At 31.4% G+C, this 17,547-nt stretch carries 17 protein-coding genes; 13 read left to right on the forward strand and 4 right to left on the reverse strand.

Going from position 1 to position 17,547, the window contains the following annotated elements; all coding sequences use genetic code 11:
- Positions 1 to 2: 2 nt before the first annotated feature.
- From fabD to B4A23_RS00105, 4 genes are all read right to left on the reverse strand, one after another.
- Positions 3 to 881, reverse strand: coding sequence for an ACP S-malonyltransferase (fabD, locus tag B4A23_RS00090; RefSeq protein ID WP_280062458.1), 879 nt, complete (start codon positions 879 to 881; stop codon positions 3 to 5).
- A gap of 53 nt (positions 882 to 934) precedes the next feature.
- The gene (locus B4A23_RS00095) at positions 935 to 1,708 is read right to left on the reverse strand and encodes a glycosyltransferase family 2 protein (protein ID WP_291115424.1); all 774 of its coding nucleotides are present in this window, start codon (positions 1,706 to 1,708) and stop codon (positions 935 to 937) included.
- 48 nt (positions 1,709 to 1,756) lie between these two features.
- Positions 1,757 to 2,821, reverse strand: coding sequence for a glycosyltransferase family 9 protein (locus B4A23_RS00100; RefSeq protein WP_291115427.1), 1,065 nt, complete (start codon positions 2,819 to 2,821; stop codon positions 1,757 to 1,759).
- Positions 2,822 to 2,925: 104 nt separating this feature from the next.
- Complete coding sequence (locus tag B4A23_RS00105) at positions 2,926 to 3,741, reverse strand: 2,3,4,5-tetrahydropyridine-2,6-dicarboxylate N-succinyltransferase (RefSeq protein WP_291115430.1); 816 nt, start codon at positions 3,739 to 3,741, stop codon at positions 2,926 to 2,928.
- Between the two features lie 91 nt (positions 3,742 to 3,832).
- Between B4A23_RS00105 and ruvX the strand changes: the two genes are divergently transcribed.
- The 13 genes from ruvX (at position 3,833) to lysS (ending at position 17,105) form a co-directional block, all read left to right on the forward strand.
- Positions 3,833 to 4,246 (forward strand): Holliday junction resolvase RuvX, encoded by a 414-nt coding sequence (gene ruvX, locus B4A23_RS00110; RefSeq protein WP_038333513.1) that lies wholly within the window; start codon positions 3,833 to 3,835, stop codon positions 4,244 to 4,246.
- A gap of 44 nt (positions 4,247 to 4,290) precedes the next feature.
- Complete coding sequence (gene def, locus B4A23_RS00115) at positions 4,291 to 4,866, forward strand: peptide deformylase (RefSeq protein WP_038333508.1); 576 nt, start codon at positions 4,291 to 4,293, stop codon at positions 4,864 to 4,866.
- 20 nt (positions 4,867 to 4,886) lie between these two features.
- A complete protein-coding gene (locus B4A23_RS00120) occupies positions 4,887 to 5,483 on the forward strand; it encodes a DUF5606 domain-containing protein (protein WP_280050157.1) in 597 nt (198 codons plus the stop codon).
- Positions 5,484 to 5,489: 6 nt separating this feature from the next.
- Complete coding sequence (gene mazG / locus B4A23_RS00125; protein ID WP_291115435.1) at positions 5,490 to 6,254, forward strand: nucleoside triphosphate pyrophosphohydrolase; 765 nt, start codon at positions 5,490 to 5,492, stop codon at positions 6,252 to 6,254.
- A 337-nt stretch (positions 6,255 to 6,591) separates the two neighbouring features.
- A complete protein-coding gene (gene uvrB / locus B4A23_RS00130; RefSeq protein ID WP_291115438.1) occupies positions 6,592 to 8,583 on the forward strand; it encodes an excinuclease ABC subunit UvrB in 1,992 nt (663 codons plus the stop codon).
- Between the two features lie 110 nt (positions 8,584 to 8,693).
- Positions 8,694 to 9,413 (forward strand): DUF4846 domain-containing protein, encoded by a 720-nt coding sequence (locus B4A23_RS00135; RefSeq protein WP_291115441.1) that lies wholly within the window; start codon positions 8,694 to 8,696, stop codon positions 9,411 to 9,413.
- An 85-nt stretch (positions 9,414 to 9,498) separates the two neighbouring features.
- Positions 9,499 to 10,659 (forward strand): cysteine desulfurase family protein, encoded by a 1,161-nt coding sequence (locus tag B4A23_RS00140; protein WP_291115444.1) that lies wholly within the window; start codon positions 9,499 to 9,501, stop codon positions 10,657 to 10,659.
- Complete coding sequence (locus tag B4A23_RS00145) at positions 10,659 to 11,183, forward strand: CvpA family protein (protein ID WP_286500916.1); 525 nt, start codon at positions 10,659 to 10,661, stop codon at positions 11,181 to 11,183. The genes B4A23_RS00140 and B4A23_RS00145 overlap by 1 nt, the downstream gene beginning before the upstream one ends.
- A gap of 112 nt (positions 11,184 to 11,295) precedes the next feature.
- Positions 11,296 to 11,781 (forward strand): ecotin family protein, encoded by a 486-nt coding sequence (locus B4A23_RS00150; RefSeq protein ID WP_291115448.1) that lies wholly within the window; start codon positions 11,296 to 11,298, stop codon positions 11,779 to 11,781.
- Between the two features lie 112 nt (positions 11,782 to 11,893).
- Entirely contained in the window at positions 11,894 to 13,270 is a 1,377-nt protein-coding gene (gene rmuC / locus B4A23_RS00155) for a DNA recombination protein RmuC (RefSeq protein ID WP_291115451.1), read from the forward strand.
- A gap of 31 nt (positions 13,271 to 13,301) precedes the next feature.
- The gene (locus tag B4A23_RS00160; protein ID WP_291115455.1) at positions 13,302 to 14,240 is read left to right on the forward strand and encodes a hypothetical protein; all 939 of its coding nucleotides are present in this window, start codon (positions 13,302 to 13,304) and stop codon (positions 14,238 to 14,240) included.
- 76 nt (positions 14,241 to 14,316) lie between these two features.
- Entirely contained in the window at positions 14,317 to 15,297 is a 981-nt protein-coding gene (locus tag B4A23_RS00165; protein WP_286475559.1) for a hypothetical protein, read from the forward strand.
- A gap of 107 nt (positions 15,298 to 15,404) precedes the next feature.
- The gene (lysS, locus tag B4A23_RS00170; RefSeq protein ID WP_291115458.1) at positions 15,405 to 17,105 is read left to right on the forward strand and encodes a lysine--tRNA ligase; all 1,701 of its coding nucleotides are present in this window, start codon (positions 15,405 to 15,407) and stop codon (positions 17,103 to 17,105) included.
- The last annotated feature ends 442 nt before the right edge of the window (positions 17,106 to 17,547 follow it).

Below are 17,547 nucleotides of genomic sequence, written 5' to 3' on the forward strand. Positions count from 1 at the left end.
TTTTAGATTTGTGCCGAAGAAGTCGCAACCTCTCTGTTTATTTTTTTCACTAAACCTTGTAAAGTGTTTCCTGGTCCAACCTCAATAAATTCAGTCGCACCATCAGCAATCATATTTTGTACAGATTGCGTCCATTTTACAGGAGCAGTTAATTGCGCAATCAAGTTTTTCTTGATTTCTGCAGGATCTGTAACGGCAGTTGTACTTACATTTTGATATACTGGACAAATTGGCGTATTGAATGTTGTTTCTTCAATGGCTTTTGCTAATTCTTCTTCTGCAGGTTTCATTAAAGGTGAATGAAAAGCTCCACCAACAGGTAAAACTAAAGCACGTTTTGCGCCTAATTCTTTCAATTTTTCACATGCTACGTTAACCGCTTCAATCTCTCCAGAAATAACTAATTGACCTGGGCAATTGTAATTTGCAGCAACTACAACTCCGTCAATTTCTGCACAAGCATCTTCAACAATTTTATCTTCTAATCCTAAAATTGCAGCCATTGTTGATGGATTAGCTTCACAAGCAGCTTGCATTGCTAAAGCACGTTTGTACACTAATTTTAATCCAGATTCAAAATCTAACGTTTCATTTGCAACTAAAGCAGAAATTTCTCCTAAAGAATGTCCTGCAACCATTTCTGGTTTGAAATCTGGTAAAGTTTTCGCTAAAATAACAGAATGTAAAAAAACTGCTGGTTGTGTAACTTTTGTTTGTTTTAGGTCTTCTGCAGAACCTTCAAACATAATTGATTTTATATCAAATCCTAAGATTTCGTTTGCTTTATCAAATAATTCTTTTGCGATTTCAGAATTTTCGTACAAGTCTTTACCCATTCCAGAGAATTGAGCACCTTGTCCTGGAAAAACATATGCTTTCATTGTATTATTTTTAATGTATGACAAATGTATAATAAAATCTTAAACTTCTTTATTTAACCTAAGTTTTGATTTTCTTTTCTATAAATTTCATCTAAATATTTATAACGATTTGCAACAGAAATTGCGTGTAGTTTCGCGATTGTATAACCATCTTTTCCATCTAAAAAACCAAGTCTCATTACGAAATAATTAAAAAAACGATAGGCAGGCTTTATAGTATAATGATAAAATGTTGGTTTCAAATTTTTAAGACGAAGCTCTTGCGCTCGCAAACGAGAATAGCTATTTAGTTTGTCTAAATAATACACATCATTAACAAAAGTATGGTGTTTCACTTTTTGTTCCAAATCATCTACTAAACCATCACATTCTAATAATTCATGAACCATCAACCCATCTTTATATCTACATTTAGATTTTCTAAAAAGACGAACAGCTCTCACATTTTGCTGACCAGAAAATTTTATTTTCTTATTCTTAAAATAAAATGAATGATAAGCCATAAAGGCTACTTCTTGTAAATTTGAATTTACTTTCTTTATTAACTCTTCTTTTAGTTTAGAGGAAAGCTCCTCATCTGCATCAAAAAAAGTTACCCAATCATTTTCAGCTAAAGAAAGTGTATAATTTCGTTGATTTGTGAAATTATCAAACTTACGTTTTACGAACTTAACTTTTGGATTTTGAAGTGCAATTTCTTCCGTTTTATCTGTACTAAATGAATCTACAATAATTATTTCATCTGCATAACTAGCCTCATCAATAAATCTTTTGATGTTTTTTTCTTCGTTAAGTGTAATTAGTAGAGCAGAAATTTTAGTAGACATTCTCTATAGTAATCAAATTTTATAAATAGAAACTCAAAATTTCTGTTTTTATTTTATTAATGGTGATAAGAAATTATCTAATTTATTTTTAAACAACTCGAAATCAAATATTGAATAAAATTCATTTACTTGTTTTTTTATTTGACGATTGTTTAAATCTCCAAGTTTTTCAGGAAAATAATCTTTCAAATGAACACTTGTGTGATTAATTCCATCTTCGAAAGTTGCCCAAACTTTTTTATCAATCCAAGGAGAAAAAATAATAAACGATTTTTTCCCTAAAGCTTTGGACATATTAATTGCTCCTCCATCATTTCCAACAATCACATCACATTCATTTGCAATTGCAATAAACTCGCGCAAATCATTACCCAACAATTCAAAATAAACTTTCGATTTGGTTTCATCACATAATTGATTATATACTTCTTTTGCTTGTGGTAATTGTTTCGGAAAATAATTAAATAAAATATTGACATTATAATATTGACCAATAAAATCAACCATTTTTGCCATTTTATTCAACGGATAAGTTTTTGAAGGATCAGAACCAAGTAAACTAATCATAACCGTTTTGCGAGTAGAATCAACTTGATGTTTTTCAAATAAATCTTTCGCAAAGTTTATTTCTTCTTCTGTTAAATACAATTTCGGTTCTGTTGTCAAAGGAATTTCAATTCCTAAAGGTTTCAATAAAGACAAACGATGTTCGATTGCTAAACCTAAATATGAATTTGGTTCGTCATGTTTTTCTACATTATCTGTATACAAAAACGTTCTTCCAATCTTTTTATATGATATTTTTTTCGGTGCATTATTAATAAAAACATCCACCCAACTTTGTAATTTTGAGTAAGCATCAATGACAACATCATACTTATTTTGATTAACTTTTTTCGAAAATTTAATCAAATTCATCAAGCCTTTGTTTTCTTTTTCGTCAAAAACAATTTTATGATCGATGTATGGATTATTCTCTAAAACAGGCAAAGTATTACTATTGATTAAATAATCAACAATAGCATTTGGATAAGCTTTTTTGATATTTTCGCACAACAATGATGTGATTAAAACATCGCCTATCATCTTGTGTTGGATAATCAAAATTTTCATAAAACATAGTTATAAAGCAAAACTACTAAAATATGTTTGATTCGAAAATAAAAAAATCCTCAACAAAACTGCTGAGGATTATATTTAATAAAATTTAGTTCTAATTAAACCGCTACATTATGCTCGCGCAATGCATCATTTAATGAAGTTTTTTTATCTGTAGATTCTTTACGAGTTCCGATGATTAATGCACAAGGAACTTGGTATTCACCTGCAGCAAATTTTTTCGTGTAAGAACCTGGAATAACTACTGAACGAGCAGGTACATAACCTTTAATTTCAATTGGTTCTTCACCTGTTACATCAATAATTTTAGTCGATGCTGTTAAAACAACATTTGCTCCTAAAACCGCTTCTTTTCCTACACGAACTCCTTCTACAACGATACAACGAGATCCAATGAATGCATTATCTTCGATAATTACTGGAGCAGCTTGCAATGGTTCTAAAACTCCACCAATTCCTACACCACCAGATAAGTGAACATTTTTCCCAATTTGAGCACAAGAACCTACAGTAGCCCAAGTATCAACCATTGTTCCTTCGTCCACATACGCACCAATATTTACATAAGAAGGCATTAAAATAACTCCCGAAGAAATATACGCACCATAACGAGCAACAGCATTTGGAACAACACGAATTCCTTTTTCAGCATAGTTACGTTTCAATTCCATTTTATCATGGTATTCGAAAATTCCAGCTTCTAACGTTTCCATTTTCTGAATTGGGAAATACATTACAACTGCTTTTTTCACCCATTCGTTTACTTGCCAATCTTCACCTACTGGTTCTGCACAACGTAATTGTCCGTTATCGATTAATTCAATTACTTCACGAATTGCAGCTTGTGTTGCCTCTTCTTGTAACAATTCTCTATTGTCCCAAGCTTTTTCTATGATTTGTTTTAAATTCTCCATCTTTATTAATAATAGCCACAAATATAAAAATTATAATCAAGGGATTTCATAGAGATTATTTATTATTGAATCGTTTTTTTAAATTTGCCAAATGTCACGAATATTAGCGTTAGATTACGGAGGAAAAAGAACAGGCGTTGCCGTAACCGATGAATTACAAATTATAGCTTCGCCAGTTGATACAATTGATACATCAAAATTGATGGATTTCTTGAAACAATATATCGAGAAAGAAAACGTTTCTGACCTTGTAGTTGGGTTATCCGTTCGTTTTTCGGGAGAATTAAATGAGATTGAAAATCAAATTCAACCTTTTTTGAAAAAATTTTCTGAACAATTTCCGTTGATCAAAATTCATCGTGAAAATGAGATGTTTACATCAAAAATGGCTTCTCAAGCAATGTTTGCTGGAGGAATGAAAAAGAAAAAACGTCAAGAAAAAGGAATGGTAGATAAAGTGAGTGCTGTAATAATTTTACAATCATTTTTATCACATAAACTATAACAAATTGTATCTTTGCCGTTAAATTAATAAAAAAAGATCAGAAAATGGTATTACCAGTTGTAGCTTACGGAGATCCTGTCTTACGTAAAGTTTCACAAGAAATCGATCAAGATTATAAAAATTTACAAGAACTGATCCAAAATATGTTCGATACAATGTACGACTCTAACGGAGTTGGTATCGCGGCGCCACAGATCGGAAAAGATATACGTTTATTTATTGTAGATTGCTCACCTTTTGAGGAAGATGAAGATTATGAAGATATACAGAATGAGTTGAAAGATTTCAAACGTGTTTTTATCAATCCAAAAAAAATCAGTAGTTCCGAAGGTGATGAATGGGCTTTTACAGAAGGATGTTTGAGTATTCCTCACATTCACGAAGATGTAACACGTCCAGAATCGGTAACTTTAGAATATTTTGATGAAAATTGGGTGAAACATACCGAAACTTTTTCGGATATTCGCGCTCGAGTTATTCAACACGAATACGATCATTTGGAAGGAAAGCTTTTTATTGACTATATTTCGAGCTTTAAAAAGAAATTAATAAGTAATAAATTAAAAAATATAACAAAAGGGAAAGTAAACACGAGTTACAAAATGAAATTCCCTTCATAGACCCTTAAACATAATAGAATATGGATTTATCAAGAGTTATCGCAATTTCAGGAAAACCAGGATTATACCGTTTAGTTTCTCAAACAAGAGGTGGTTTTGTTGTTGAAGATTTAGAAAAAGGTAAAAAAATCTCAATCGCTTCTAACTACAATGTTAGTTTATTAGACAACGTTGCGATCTACGGAGTATCACAAGAATTTCCTTTGGCTGAAGTTTTCTTCAGAATTTACAAAAAAGAAAACGGAGGAGAAACGATCGATTACAAAACTTCTGGTGCAGATTTGCGTAAATATATGGAAGAAGTTTTACCAGAATATGACGATTCAAGAGTTTATGATTCTGATTTGAAAAAATTATTCCAATGGTATAATATCTTACACAAAAACGGATTATTAAACATCGACTTAGCTGCTGTAGAAGCTGCAATGGCTGCTCAACAAGCACAAGAAGCTCCTGTTGCTGAAGTAGAAGCTACAGAAGAGGTTGCTGTGGAAGAAAAACCAAAAAAGAAAGCTCCTGCTAAAAAGGCAGCTGACAAAAAAGACGCTGAAGAAAAACCAGCTAAAAAAACTGCTGCTAAAAAAACAACAGCAAAAAAAGATAAAGACGCTGAATAATTAGAGATGAATACACGTAAAGATCAATTACAAGCTTTCGAAAGATTGTTGGATATAATGGATGAATTACGTGAAAAATGTCCGTGGGATCGTAAACAAACAATGGAAACTTTGCGTACGTTGTCTATCGAAGAAATTTATGAACTTTCGGATGCTATCATCGAAAAAGATTCGGATGAAATAAAAAAAGAACTAGGTGATGTTTTTCTTCACCTAGTTTTTTATTCTAAAATCGCATCAGAACAAAACAACTTCGATGTTGCTGATGTTTTAAATGGTATTTGTGACAAATTAATTCATCGTCATCCTCACATTTACGGCGATGTAGAAGCAAATACAGAAGAAAAAGTGCTTCAAAATTGGGAACAAATCAAGCTAAAAGAAGGTAACAAATCTGTACTTTCTGGCGTTCCTACTTCTCTCCCAGCAATGGTAAAAGCGTATCGAATTCAAGACAAAGTAAAAGGTGTTGGATTTGAATTTGAAAATTCTGATCAAGTTTTTGAAAAAATTATCGAAGAAATTAATGAATTCAAAGAAGAACAAAATCCAACAGATAAAGAGATGGAATTTGGTGATATTTTGTTTTCTTTGATTAATTATGGACGATTTAATGGCATCAATTCTGAAGATGCTTTAGAAAGATCAAACAAAAAATTTATCACGCGTTTTCAGAAATTAGAAGAAATCGCGAAAGAAAATGGTCAAAACATAGCCGATTTAACCATTTCCGAATTAGATAAATTATGGAATTTAGCGAAAATTCGCTAGTGTAAACTTGACACTATAAGTTTTATTCAAATTCACGAAAACGTTGTAATCAGACATTTTAACACTATTATAAATAACTTTTATCGACACCAATAAAACAAAGTATTACAAATTATTGTGCACGCACAGAAAACCGACATATATTTGCAATGGTTATAGCGGGCAATAGCTTGTAATAATGGAAGGAAGTTTGTTTACTAAGTAAACAGTTTTCTCATTTTTTTGTGGTTTTGATGAAAAGGTGACTTAAAGTCGCCTTTTTATTTTTTATCAACTTCTTTTAAAATCACAATTCATAACAATCCTTTTTTATCTGAATAATTTGTAAATTTGTAAAATGCAGTTTCAATTAAATTCTGAATTCAAGCCAACCGGTGATCAGCCAAAAGCTATTGAAGAATTATCGAATGGTATTCTAAATAATGATCGTTATCAAACACTTTTGGGTGTTACAGGTTCTGGTAAAACATTTACAATCGCGAATGTTGTGCAAGATGTGCAACGTCCAACTTTGGTTTTAGCGCATAACAAAACATTGGCGGCGCAATTGTACATGGAATTCAAAGAATTTTTTCCAAATAATGCTGTCGAATATTTCGTTTCGTACTACGATTATTATCAGCCAGAAGCTTACATTCCTTCATCAGGAACCTATATTGAAAAAGATTTATCAATTAATGAAGAGATAGAAAAGCTTCGTTTAAGTACAACTTCTTCCCTACTTTCTGGTCGTCGCGATATATTGGTTGTCGCTTCGGTTTCGTGTTTATATGGTATTGGAAATCCAACAGAATTTCATAAAAATGTGATTCAGATAGAAACGGGGCAAATTATTTCGAGAACAGCTTTTTTACATAAATTGGTTCAAGCTTTATATTCGAGAACAGAAGGTGTTTTCCAACGCGGAAATTTTAGAATTAAAGGTGATACATTAGATATTTTTCCTGCTTATGCGGATGACGGAATCAGAATTAATTTCTTTGGTGATGAAATCGAAGAAATCTCTGTTTTTAATGTTGAAACAGGTAAAACTTCAACTAAATTAGATAAAATTAATATTTATCCAGCCAATCTTTTTGTGACTTCTAAAGACACTTTGAATGGTGCAATTGCTGATATTCAGATTGATTTAGGTAAGCAAGTTGAATATTATCATGAAATAGGAAAACATCTCGAAGCAAAACGTTTGCAAGAACGTACTGAATTCGATTTGGAAATGATCAAAGAATTGGGATATTGTTCTGGAATCGAGAATTATTCGAGATATTTAGATGGTCGCGAACCAGGAACTCGTCCATTCTGTTTGTTAGATTATTTCCCAGAAGATTATTTGATGGTGATTGATGAGTCGCACGTTACAGTTTCTCAAGTTCATGCAATGTATGGTGGAGATCGCTCTCGCAAGGAGAATTTAGTAGAATATGGTTTTAGACTTCCTGCTGCAATGGACAATCGTCCGTTAAAATTCGAAGAATTTGAAGCTTTACAAAATCAAGTGATTTATGTTTCGGCAACGCCTGCAAATTACGAATTAGAAAAATCGGAAGGAATTGTTGTTGAGCAAGTCATTCGTCCAACTGGGTTATTAGATCCAATTATTGAAATTCGTCCAACACAAAATCAAGTCGATGATTTGATGGAAGAAATCAATAAACGAGTTGAATTAGACGAACGTGTTTTGGTCACAACTTTAACGAAACGAATGGCGGAAGAATTAACGAAATATCTTACAAAATATGGCGTTCGTTGTCGCTATATTCATTCCGATGTGGATACGTTAGAACGTGTTCAGATTATGGCCGATTTACGTGCGGGATTATTTGATGTTTTGGTTGGTGTTAATCTTCTAAGAGAAGGTCTAGATTTACCCGAAGTTTCTCTGGTTGCAATTTTGGATGCTGATAAAGAAGGTTTCTTAAGAAGTCATCGTTCCTTAACGCAAACGGTTGGTCGTGCTGCTCGTAATGTGAATGGTTTAGCGATTATGTATGCTGATAGAATTACGGATAGTATGCAATTAACAATTGACGAGACGAATCGTCGTCGTGAAATCCAGATGCAATACAACAAAGATCACAATAAAGTTCCGCAAGCTTTAAATAAAAAAATAACAAAACTAAGTTTAGCTGCAGCAGATTTTGAAGAAAATCCTTACGAACAAAAACATTTGATACAACAAGCTGCGGAGATTAATGAAAATTATTCGACAGAAGATAAAGAGAAATTGGTACAGAAATTGCAGAAAGAAATGGAAAAAGCTGCAAAAAATTTAGATTTTATAAAAGCAGCCGAATTAAGAGATCAAATTCAACTCTTAACAAAAGAATAGCACGTTTTTTTTTAGTTTTAATGAAATTTTTAAGTTTTACATTTTTAATATTATTTACTCTTTTATCTTCCTGTAATACTCATATTCTAAAATCTTCTACTAATAATGAATTGATAGAAAATGAGGAATATAGTCTCATTCATTCTCGTGAATTAAAAATTTTTAAAAAATTTGATACACCTCCAAATTATGAAAGGAATCAAAATTATACAGATTTTGGTAAGTGGATAAATAATCTTCCGCTCAAAAACAATAATACAGCTGTTTATTCTTTTGATGGTCAAAAAAAATCTAATCCAAATATATATGTAGGAGTTTTAGATTTGGAACAACCAAAAAAAAATGTGCAGTTTAATGCAAATGCGATGATGAGTTTGCGTTTAGAATATTTCTTTCGTACGAAAAAATACAATGAAATAGATAAATTATCTAAAATTTCTACAAAACCAATTCCTTACACTGATTATGTAAAAGGAGATTATTCTTATACAAAATACATGCAATATTTGATTTATTATTTAGAAAATACAAATTCGAATACAATTGCTGAATTATTAAAACCTGTCTCTATTAAAGAAATTCAAATTGGTGATGTATTTTTTCAAAAAGGAAATATAAAAAGTCATGCTGTAATGTTAATTGATTTAGCAAATGATAAAAATGGGAATAAAATATTCATTTTAGCACAAAGTTATTATCCAAGTCAAGACATTCATATTCTTTCTAATCCAAGCAACGATTTAATCTCACCATGGTATATTGCAAAAGAAGGCACACTTCTTACACCCGAATGGAGATTTTTATCTTCGGACTTGATGCGTTTTAAATAGCATTTTACTTTTTCAATCCTTACATTTTACTTAAATTTGTTGTTCAAAACCTCAAAGTAAACAACAATACAGTAAATAATCGATAATGCAAAGAGTATATTTAGACAATGCAGCAACCACAGCAATTCGTCCAGAAGTAGTTGACGAAATGGCAATTGTGATGAAAAATGTTTTCGGAAACCCATCTTCTACCCACGTTTTTGGTAGAGAAGCCAAGGCACTTATAGAAATGGCTCGAAAGAACATTGCGCAGCGTTTGAATGTTTCTCCTGCCGAAATTTATTTTACTTCTTGCGGAACAGAATCTAACAATACGATTATACGTTCTTGTGTAAACGATTTAGATGTTACGCGTATCATTACTTCGGATATGGAGCACAAATGTGTACAAGAAAGTATCAAAGATTTAGAATATCGTGGAAAAGTTGAAGTAATCCGTATCAATATTCAGAAAAATGGAGACATTGATTATACTCAATTAGAAGAATTGGTTAAAGATCAATCTAAAAAAACATTGGTTTCTTTGATGCATGCCAACAACGAAATTGGAAATTTAACAGATGTTAAACGTATTTCGAAATTGTGTCAAGAAAATAATACATTGTTCCACACAGATACGGTGCAAACAGTTGGTCATTACGATTTAGATTTCCAAGATTTGGGAATGGATTTCGCTTCTTGCTCAGCGCACAAAATTCATGGACCAAAAGGTGCTGGTTTTTTATATGCAAAAAAAGCTTCTCATCTTAAAGCTTTGATTGCTGGTGGAGGACAAGAAAGAGGAATGCGTTCTGGTACTGAAAATGTATACGGAATTGTTGGACTTTCGAAAGCTTTTGATTTAGCGATTGATGAGTTAGAAGCTCATGTAAATCACATCAAAGAAATTAAACAATATACAATCGATCAATTAAAAGCAGCTATTCCAGGCGTTTCTTTCAATGGATTATCAGATGATTTAGATAAAAGTTTGTATGCATTATTAAGCATCAAATTACCATTTCATGATGCATTAATCGGATTCGAATTAGAATTAGCTGGTATCGCTGTTTCACAAGGAAGTGCTTGCAGTTCTGGTGCAGCAAAAGTTTCATTAGTTATGCAAACATTGTACACAGAAGAAGAAATTGATCAAATGACGCCTTTACGCGTATCTTTTTCATACGAAACAACAAAAGAAGATATTGATATCTTAGTTGGAACATTGAAAAAAATCGCTGAAAAACATCAATTACAAAACGCTTAATGACTGATTTCAATCAACTTGATATTCTAATTTTAATTGCGTTAGCTTTTGGTTTTATCAACGGATTCTTCAAAGGTTTTATTTCTCAATTAATTGGTTTAGTCGGTTTTTTTGTAGCAATTTGGTTAAGTTTCAAATTTTATCAAATCATCGAAGTTTATGTCGATTCATACAATATTGTTGCAGATAGTTTAACTTCTTTGGTTGCGCTAGTTATTACATTTGCAATTGCTTTTTTTACAATAAAATTAGCGTCAAGTTTAACACAAAAAACAGTAGAAGCGGTTGGTTTAGGAATCATTAATCGTTTTGGTGGAGCGGCTTTAGGATTAATAATCTCTTTACTTTTAACATCAAGTATTTTGTATTATATCGATCCAATTTTAGAATTAGGATTTAAAGAAACAAAAGATGAAAGCCAGATTTTACCAATTTTGAATGAAAGTTCTCAAGTAATCAAAAATTCTATCTTCGAAACAAAAGATAATTTAAGGACAGAATCCCAAGATTCTATTCATCTATAATCATACAAAGACAGCCCGAAAAAGCTGTCTTTTTTCTTAACATTAATTTATCTATTCCATCTTATAAAAAGGCACAAAAATTGTCTAATGAGATAAAAACAATTAATTTAAGATGAAAAAAATTATTACTTTATCTGCAGTTTTTGCATTAGGAACTATTGCTTTTGCTCAGAATTCTGTCTACCAAGATATCGACCAATATCCTAAAGCAACAAAAACAAGCGAACAACATATTATCAATTTACCTTCGATTGTTGGAAATGATTCTCAAAATAAAAAAGTCGAAATATATGTTGGAAAATATATGGAAACTGATGGTTGTAATCAATATAATTTGAATGGATCTTTGGAGAAAAAAACTGTAAAAAGTTATTTAGATTATTATAATTTCACAACAAATGGAAATGTGGCAGCAACAAATATGTATTGTCAAAATGCAAAATCAGAATATAAATTTGTTACCTCTCAACCATTATTATTAGATTATAACAGCAATTTACCAATTGTTATTTACACACCAAAAGGTTATTCAGTTCAGTACAAAATTTTCACTGCTGACAATACAACCTATCAAGCACAAACAGTTAATAATTTTTAATTAAAACAATATTTCAAAAAACGATTCTTAGGAGTCGTTTTTTTATGATTTTATTTTTAATAACGACGTATTGTGTCGTATAAAATCGTTCCTTTGTTTAAATTTTAAGATTATGAACAGCGCAATCATACTTTCATCCATCCTTTTTTTTATCATTGGAGCCATTATCAGTTTTTTATATTCAAAATCGAAAGCAAATTCTACAATCATTGGAAATGAAATTAAATATCAAGAACTTCAAAAACAATATGATTCACTAAAAAATGAGTTTATCGAAATAAAAGATGATGCAAATTTCAATTTGGATCAATGGCAAAAAGAGCGCGAAAAAAATACAGAATTAACGGTTCGTCATCAAGAAGCAATGAAAGCTGTAGAAGAGCAAAAATCGTTTATGCTCGAAACTAATGAACGATTAAAAGAGCAATTTGAAGCACTTTCTGCTCAAGTTTTGAAAAGTAATAACGAACAATTTCTTGATTTAGCAAAAACAACATTAGATAAACATTTTTCTAATTCTCAAAATGATTTAGAAAAACGTCAACAAGCAATTGATTCGTTAATCAAACCATTAAATGAAAGCTTAAATAAATTTGACGGAAAAATATCCGAAATCGAAAAAGCTCGAGAAGGCGCTTATTCAGAAATTAAAGTTTTCTTAGATTCGATGCGTGGCACAACCGATAAATTGCAAAAAGAAACCAATACATTGGTTTCTGCACTTAAAACTTCGCACACAAGAGGAAAATATGGAGAAATTGGTTTGCGTCGCGTGGTTGAATTTGCAGGAATGTCATCTTTTTGTGATTTTGAAGAACAGACTTCTGTTCAGTCCGAAAATGGTTTGCTTCGCCCAGATTTAATCGTTAATCTTCCTGGAAATAGAAAAGTTATTGTCGATTCTAAAGTTCCGTTAAACCAATATATGCTTGCATTTGAGACGGAAGATGAGAATTTGAGAAAACATCATTTGCAAATGCACGCGAAAGCTGTCCGCGAACATTTAAAGAATTTGAGTTCTAAGGCTTATTGGAATCAATACACAGAAGCGCCCGATTATGTGGTGATGTATTTACAAATTGAAAGTTCTTTTGGTGCTGCGTTAGAATTGGAGCGAACTTTGATAGAAGATGCATTAAACAATAGAATAATTATTGCAACACCAACTACTTTGATTACAATGCTTCGCACAATTGCGTTTAGCTGGCAACAATTAAATGTTGCGGAAAATATATATCAAATGCGAGATGCAGGGATAGAATTATACAATCGTGTGAATGTTTTGATACAACATTTGGCAACTGTTGGTCATAATCTAAACCAAGCAACCCAAAGTTACAATAAAGCTATAGGTTCGCTAGAAAATCGTTTTATTCCGCAGGTTAAAAAGCTGAAAGAAATCGGTGGAACTTTGATGGAAAAAGAAATTTCAGAAACTAAGCCAATTGATACAATGATTCGTTCAATAAATAACTTGGATATTCAATAATCATTCTATATTTGTACAACTTTTAGAGAGAATGAAAACAAGCCTATTTACCTTGATTTTACTATACTCTCCTGCCATTTTTGCGCAGGTGAATTTTGAAGAAAAATCTGTACAGGTAAAACCAAATTTAGAATTAAATAAAGTATATAACTACTCATTTACAGATCGTAACTTTTCGATTTCTGTAAATGACACGGTTTCTAAAGTCATCAACCAATCAAATAAATCGATGGAATTGGTTGACAAGAATGATTTTGCCAATAAGTATACATTTGTAAATGGTAAAAATCAATCCAATGATCCTGATGAATTTTACCGCGATTTTATCAATAATTCTGAAGGAATAGAATACGAATTCACTACAAATCCTTCTGGAGAATTTTTAGAATTATTAAATGTTGCTCAGATTGAAGAAAAATTGCTTAAAATAACAGATAAACTTGGCAAACAGCGCAAAAAATCTGATGATTATAAGTCAAATATTGCGTACATCGAGGAAATGGTCAAGTCAAAAACGTATGTTCCGTATGTTTTTGAGCAAGAAATTCATGTTTTCAATTATTTTAATGGACAATATTTTCGTTTAGGTGAAACGTATGAAGGAAAATCGGTACAGGAAAATATTTTTGGTTTTCCAATTTCTTCTACAACAAATACTTATCTAAAAGACATCAACAAAGAAAAAGGTACGTATACAATTGCTTCTGACCAAAATTTGAGCAAAGATGATTTTGAAAAATTATGGGAAGAAATGGCGTATTATATGCTGAATGATGCTAAACTGAATTTGTCGCAAGAACAGGTAAAAAAAGAAATCAAAAAATATTCAGAAACAGTTGAATTAAAAGTAAAATATGAAAATACATACGATTTGAATTCAATTTTAATCAAATCTGAATATTTATTTAGCTTAAACATCGGTTCTAAGAAAACAGTTAATCAATTAAGTATAAAACTTTTAAATGATTAAGTTTTATTTTTTAACGAATTTCAAACTTCATTTTAGATAATTTGCTCTATTTTTGAATTAGTTTGATTGCTTATAAATGAAAATTAACTTTACATATTATCTGTTTTTTCTATTTTTTTCGATAAAAATATTCGCTCAAGATCCTATTCAAGATACAATTTCACCGGTTGTTAAAAATGATACTATTTTTAATGCACCACAAGAAACGATTATTTTCCCGAAAACATATTGGAATATTGGAAACGAGAAACGATATAATGTAACAACAAGTGAGGTGAAATTGGAAGATGATACGATTTCGCATCAAGAACAATATACTTATAACGTTATTATTCAGGTTGAAAATGTCTATCAAAATGAAACCATTGTAAAGTGGAATTTTAGAAATGTACAATTCAATTCAAAATCATTTTTAAATAATCCTTTTTCGTTAGTTAATAATGTTTCGATTTCCTTTAAAATAGACCAAGACGGACGATTTCTAGGTTATACAGATTTAGATAAAACGATTAAACAATTGGTTTTATCATCAGAAGATTTAGAGAATAAATATTTGGATAATCCTACTGCGATTGCGTTAATCAAAAAGAATCTTCAACAATATTCTACAGAAGAAAATATTGTTAAATTATTTGACAAAGACATTCGTCAATTTCATCATTTTTATGGAAAAAGTAATTTTACTTTAAAAAGTGAGCCTTTTGTTTATAAGTCGTACATGGACAATTTGTTCAGCACTTCTCCTACTCCAGCGACAACAGAATTGAAATTGAATGAGATTGGAGTTTCGCAAACCAATTACATTATGTCAAGTTTTCAGGAAGCCGATAAAGATTGGTTGGCCAATTCTTGGTACAGCTATTTGAAAGATTTGGCAACGAAATTAGGTTCTGAACAACCATCTGAAAAAAGATTAAAAGACGACATAAAATATTACGTTAAAACGACTTCGCGTATCAAAGATAATGGTTGGATTTCATATAGTATCGAAACCAAAAAAGTGAAATTTCAAGATACTGATTACACGTTAGAGCGTCGTTTTGAGTTAGTAGACTAAAACTCGCATCAATACTGATAATTCTTACATTATTAAATCATAAAAACTTCGTGAATCAAGATTATTTTTCATAATTTTGCTTTCATTTTATATAAATTATATTCACTATGCAATTGTCTGAACAAGAAATTATTCGTAGAGAAAAACTACAACAATTAAGAGACTTAGGCGTTGAGCCTTACCCTGCCGAAGAATTCGTGGTAACTTCTAATTCTAAAGAAATTAAGGAAAAGTACGAAGAAGGAAAGGTTGTCAAGCTTGCCGGACGATTGATGAGTGTTCGTGTAATGGGAAAAGCTTCTTTCGCTGAGTTACAAGATAGCGAAGGTCGTGTACAGGTTTATATCTCAAGAGATGATATTTCTTCGTCTGAAGAAGGAATTGAGTACAATACAATTTTCAAGAAATTGATGGATATCGGAGATTTTATTGGAATTGAAGGATATGAATTCAAAACTAAAGTTGGTGAAATTTCTGTTCACGTAACAAAATTAACGCTGTTATCAAAAACTTTACGTCCATTACCTATTGTAAAAACTGACGACGAAGGTCATGTATTTGATGCTTTTACAGATCCAGAATTGCGTTACCGTATGCGTTACGTAGACATGGTTGTAAACCCTCACGTGAAAGAAATTTTCTTAAAACGTACACGTTTATTCAACGCAATGCGTAATTTCTTCAACGATCGTGGATACATGGAAGTAGAAACTCCTGTTTTACAATCGATTCCTGGAGGTGCAGCAGCTCGTCCGTTTATTACGCATCATAATGCATTAGATATTCCATTATATTTAAGAATCGCGAACGAATTATATTTAAAGAGATTAATCGTTGGCGGTTTTGATGGTGTGTACGAATTTTCTAAAAACTTCCGTAACGAAGGAATGGACCGTACGCATAATCCTGAATTTACAGCAATGGAAATTTACGTTGCTTACAAAGATTACAACTGGATGATGGATTTCACAGAGCGATTATTAGAACATTGTGCAATCGCTGTTAATGGAACTTCTGAAGCAACTTTTGGAGAACATAAAATTGATTTCAAAGCGCCTTACAAACGTGTAACAATGCGTCAATCAATTATTGATTTTACAGGATTTGATATCGATGGAAAATCTGAAGCAGAATTATTTGAAGCTGCTAAAGGAATGGGAATCGAGGTTGATGAGACGATGGGTAAAGGAAAATTGATCGATGAAATTTTTGGTGAAAAATGTGAAGGAAACTACATTCAACCAACTTTCATTACAGATTATCCAAAAGAAATGTCACCATTGACTAAAAAACACCGTGATAATCCAGAATTAACTGAGCGTTTCGAATTAATGGTTTGTGGAAAAGAAATCGCTAACGCATATTCTGAGTTAAATGACCCGATCGATCAACGTGAGCGTTTTGAAGCACAAATGGCTTTAGCTGATAGAGGTGACGACGAAGCAATGTTTATCGACCAAGATTTCTTACGTGCTTTAGAGTACGGAATGCCTCCAACATCAGGTTTAGGAATCGGAATGGACCGTTTAATTATGTTCTTAACAAATAATCCATCTATTCAAGAAGTTTTATTCTTCCCTCAAATGCGTCCAGAAAAAGCTGCACCAGCTTACGAATTGACAGAAGAAGAAACTCAAATTATTGAAATTTTAAAAGCTAACGAAAACATTGATTTGAACGAATTAAAATCCAAAACTGCTTTAAGCGGTAAAAAATGGGACAAATCAATGAAAAATTTAGCAAAATATAACTTGACTAAAGTAACTGTAGACGGTGATGCCAAAACGGTTGCATATTTAGGAGAGTAAATTATTACCCTTTCATCTATATTTTAAAAGCTCAACTTCGGTTGGGCTTTTTTTATGGAATTATTTGGGCGTTCCCTCGCTCTTTTCCTTTCATTTATACAATTCATCAATTTCTTCTTAATAATTCAATAACAAGTAATGTAAATCGCTCGGTCGGGCTATCCGTTCCAATCTTTTGTAGAAGAAAATTAGAAGTTATTACAGAAAATCCAATTCCTACAAAAGGATTTTTACTACTATCCCTAGTTATAAGACGTAAGATTTAAGGCTTACAGAATAAAGATCTAAACAAACTAGGAGTGTTTTCGAGTTCTGAGTAGTAAGTTCTGAGTTAGTTCTTGTATTATAAAACATAATTTTGATTCGTTAGACGTAGAACTTACATTTTACTTAATACATTTTACAAAAAAGTATAACCACAAAAAAAGCCTCAAGAAAATAA

Origin of the sequence: Empedobacter sp. UBA7248, assembly GCF_002472945.1 — a bacterium.
Classification (GTDB): domain Bacteria; phylum Bacteroidota; class Bacteroidia; order Flavobacteriales; family Weeksellaceae; genus Empedobacter; species Empedobacter falsenii_C.

Coding starts and splice junctions, on each gene's coding strand:
- fabD (WP_280062458.1), bottom strand. CDS start 881: ATGAAAGCATATGTTTTTCCAGGACAAGGTGCTCAATTCTCTGGAATG.
- B4A23_RS00095 (WP_291115424.1), bottom strand. CDS start 1,708: ATGTCTACTAAAATTTCTGCTCTACTAATTACACTTAACGAAGAAAAA.
- B4A23_RS00100 (WP_291115427.1), bottom strand. CDS start 2,821: ATGAAAATTTTGATTATCCAACACAAGATGATAGGCGATGTTTTAATC.
- B4A23_RS00105 (WP_291115430.1), bottom strand. CDS start 3,741: ATGGAGAATTTAAAACAAATCATAGAAAAAGCTTGGGACAATAGAGAA.
- ruvX (WP_038333513.1), top strand. CDS start 3,833: ATGTCACGAATATTAGCGTTAGATTACGGAGGAAAAAGAACAGGCGTT.
- def (WP_038333508.1), top strand. CDS start 4,291: ATGGTATTACCAGTTGTAGCTTACGGAGATCCTGTCTTACGTAAAGTT.
- B4A23_RS00120 (WP_280050157.1), top strand. CDS start 4,887: ATGGATTTATCAAGAGTTATCGCAATTTCAGGAAAACCAGGATTATAC.
- mazG (WP_291115435.1), top strand. CDS start 5,490: ATGAATACACGTAAAGATCAATTACAAGCTTTCGAAAGATTGTTGGAT.
- uvrB (WP_291115438.1), top strand. CDS start 6,592: ATGCAGTTTCAATTAAATTCTGAATTCAAGCCAACCGGTGATCAGCCA.
- B4A23_RS00140 (WP_291115444.1), top strand. CDS start 9,499: ATGCAAAGAGTATATTTAGACAATGCAGCAACCACAGCAATTCGTCCA.
- B4A23_RS00145 (WP_286500916.1), top strand. CDS start 10,659: ATGACTGATTTCAATCAACTTGATATTCTAATTTTAATTGCGTTAGCT.
- B4A23_RS00150 (WP_291115448.1), top strand. CDS start 11,296: ATGAAAAAAATTATTACTTTATCTGCAGTTTTTGCATTAGGAACTATT.
- rmuC (WP_291115451.1), top strand. CDS start 11,894: ATGAACAGCGCAATCATACTTTCATCCATCCTTTTTTTTATCATTGGA.
- B4A23_RS00160 (WP_291115455.1), top strand. CDS start 13,302: ATGAAAACAAGCCTATTTACCTTGATTTTACTATACTCTCCTGCCATT.
- B4A23_RS00165 (WP_286475559.1), top strand. CDS start 14,317: ATGAAAATTAACTTTACATATTATCTGTTTTTTCTATTTTTTTCGATA.
- lysS (WP_291115458.1), top strand. CDS start 15,405: ATGCAATTGTCTGAACAAGAAATTATTCGTAGAGAAAAACTACAACAA.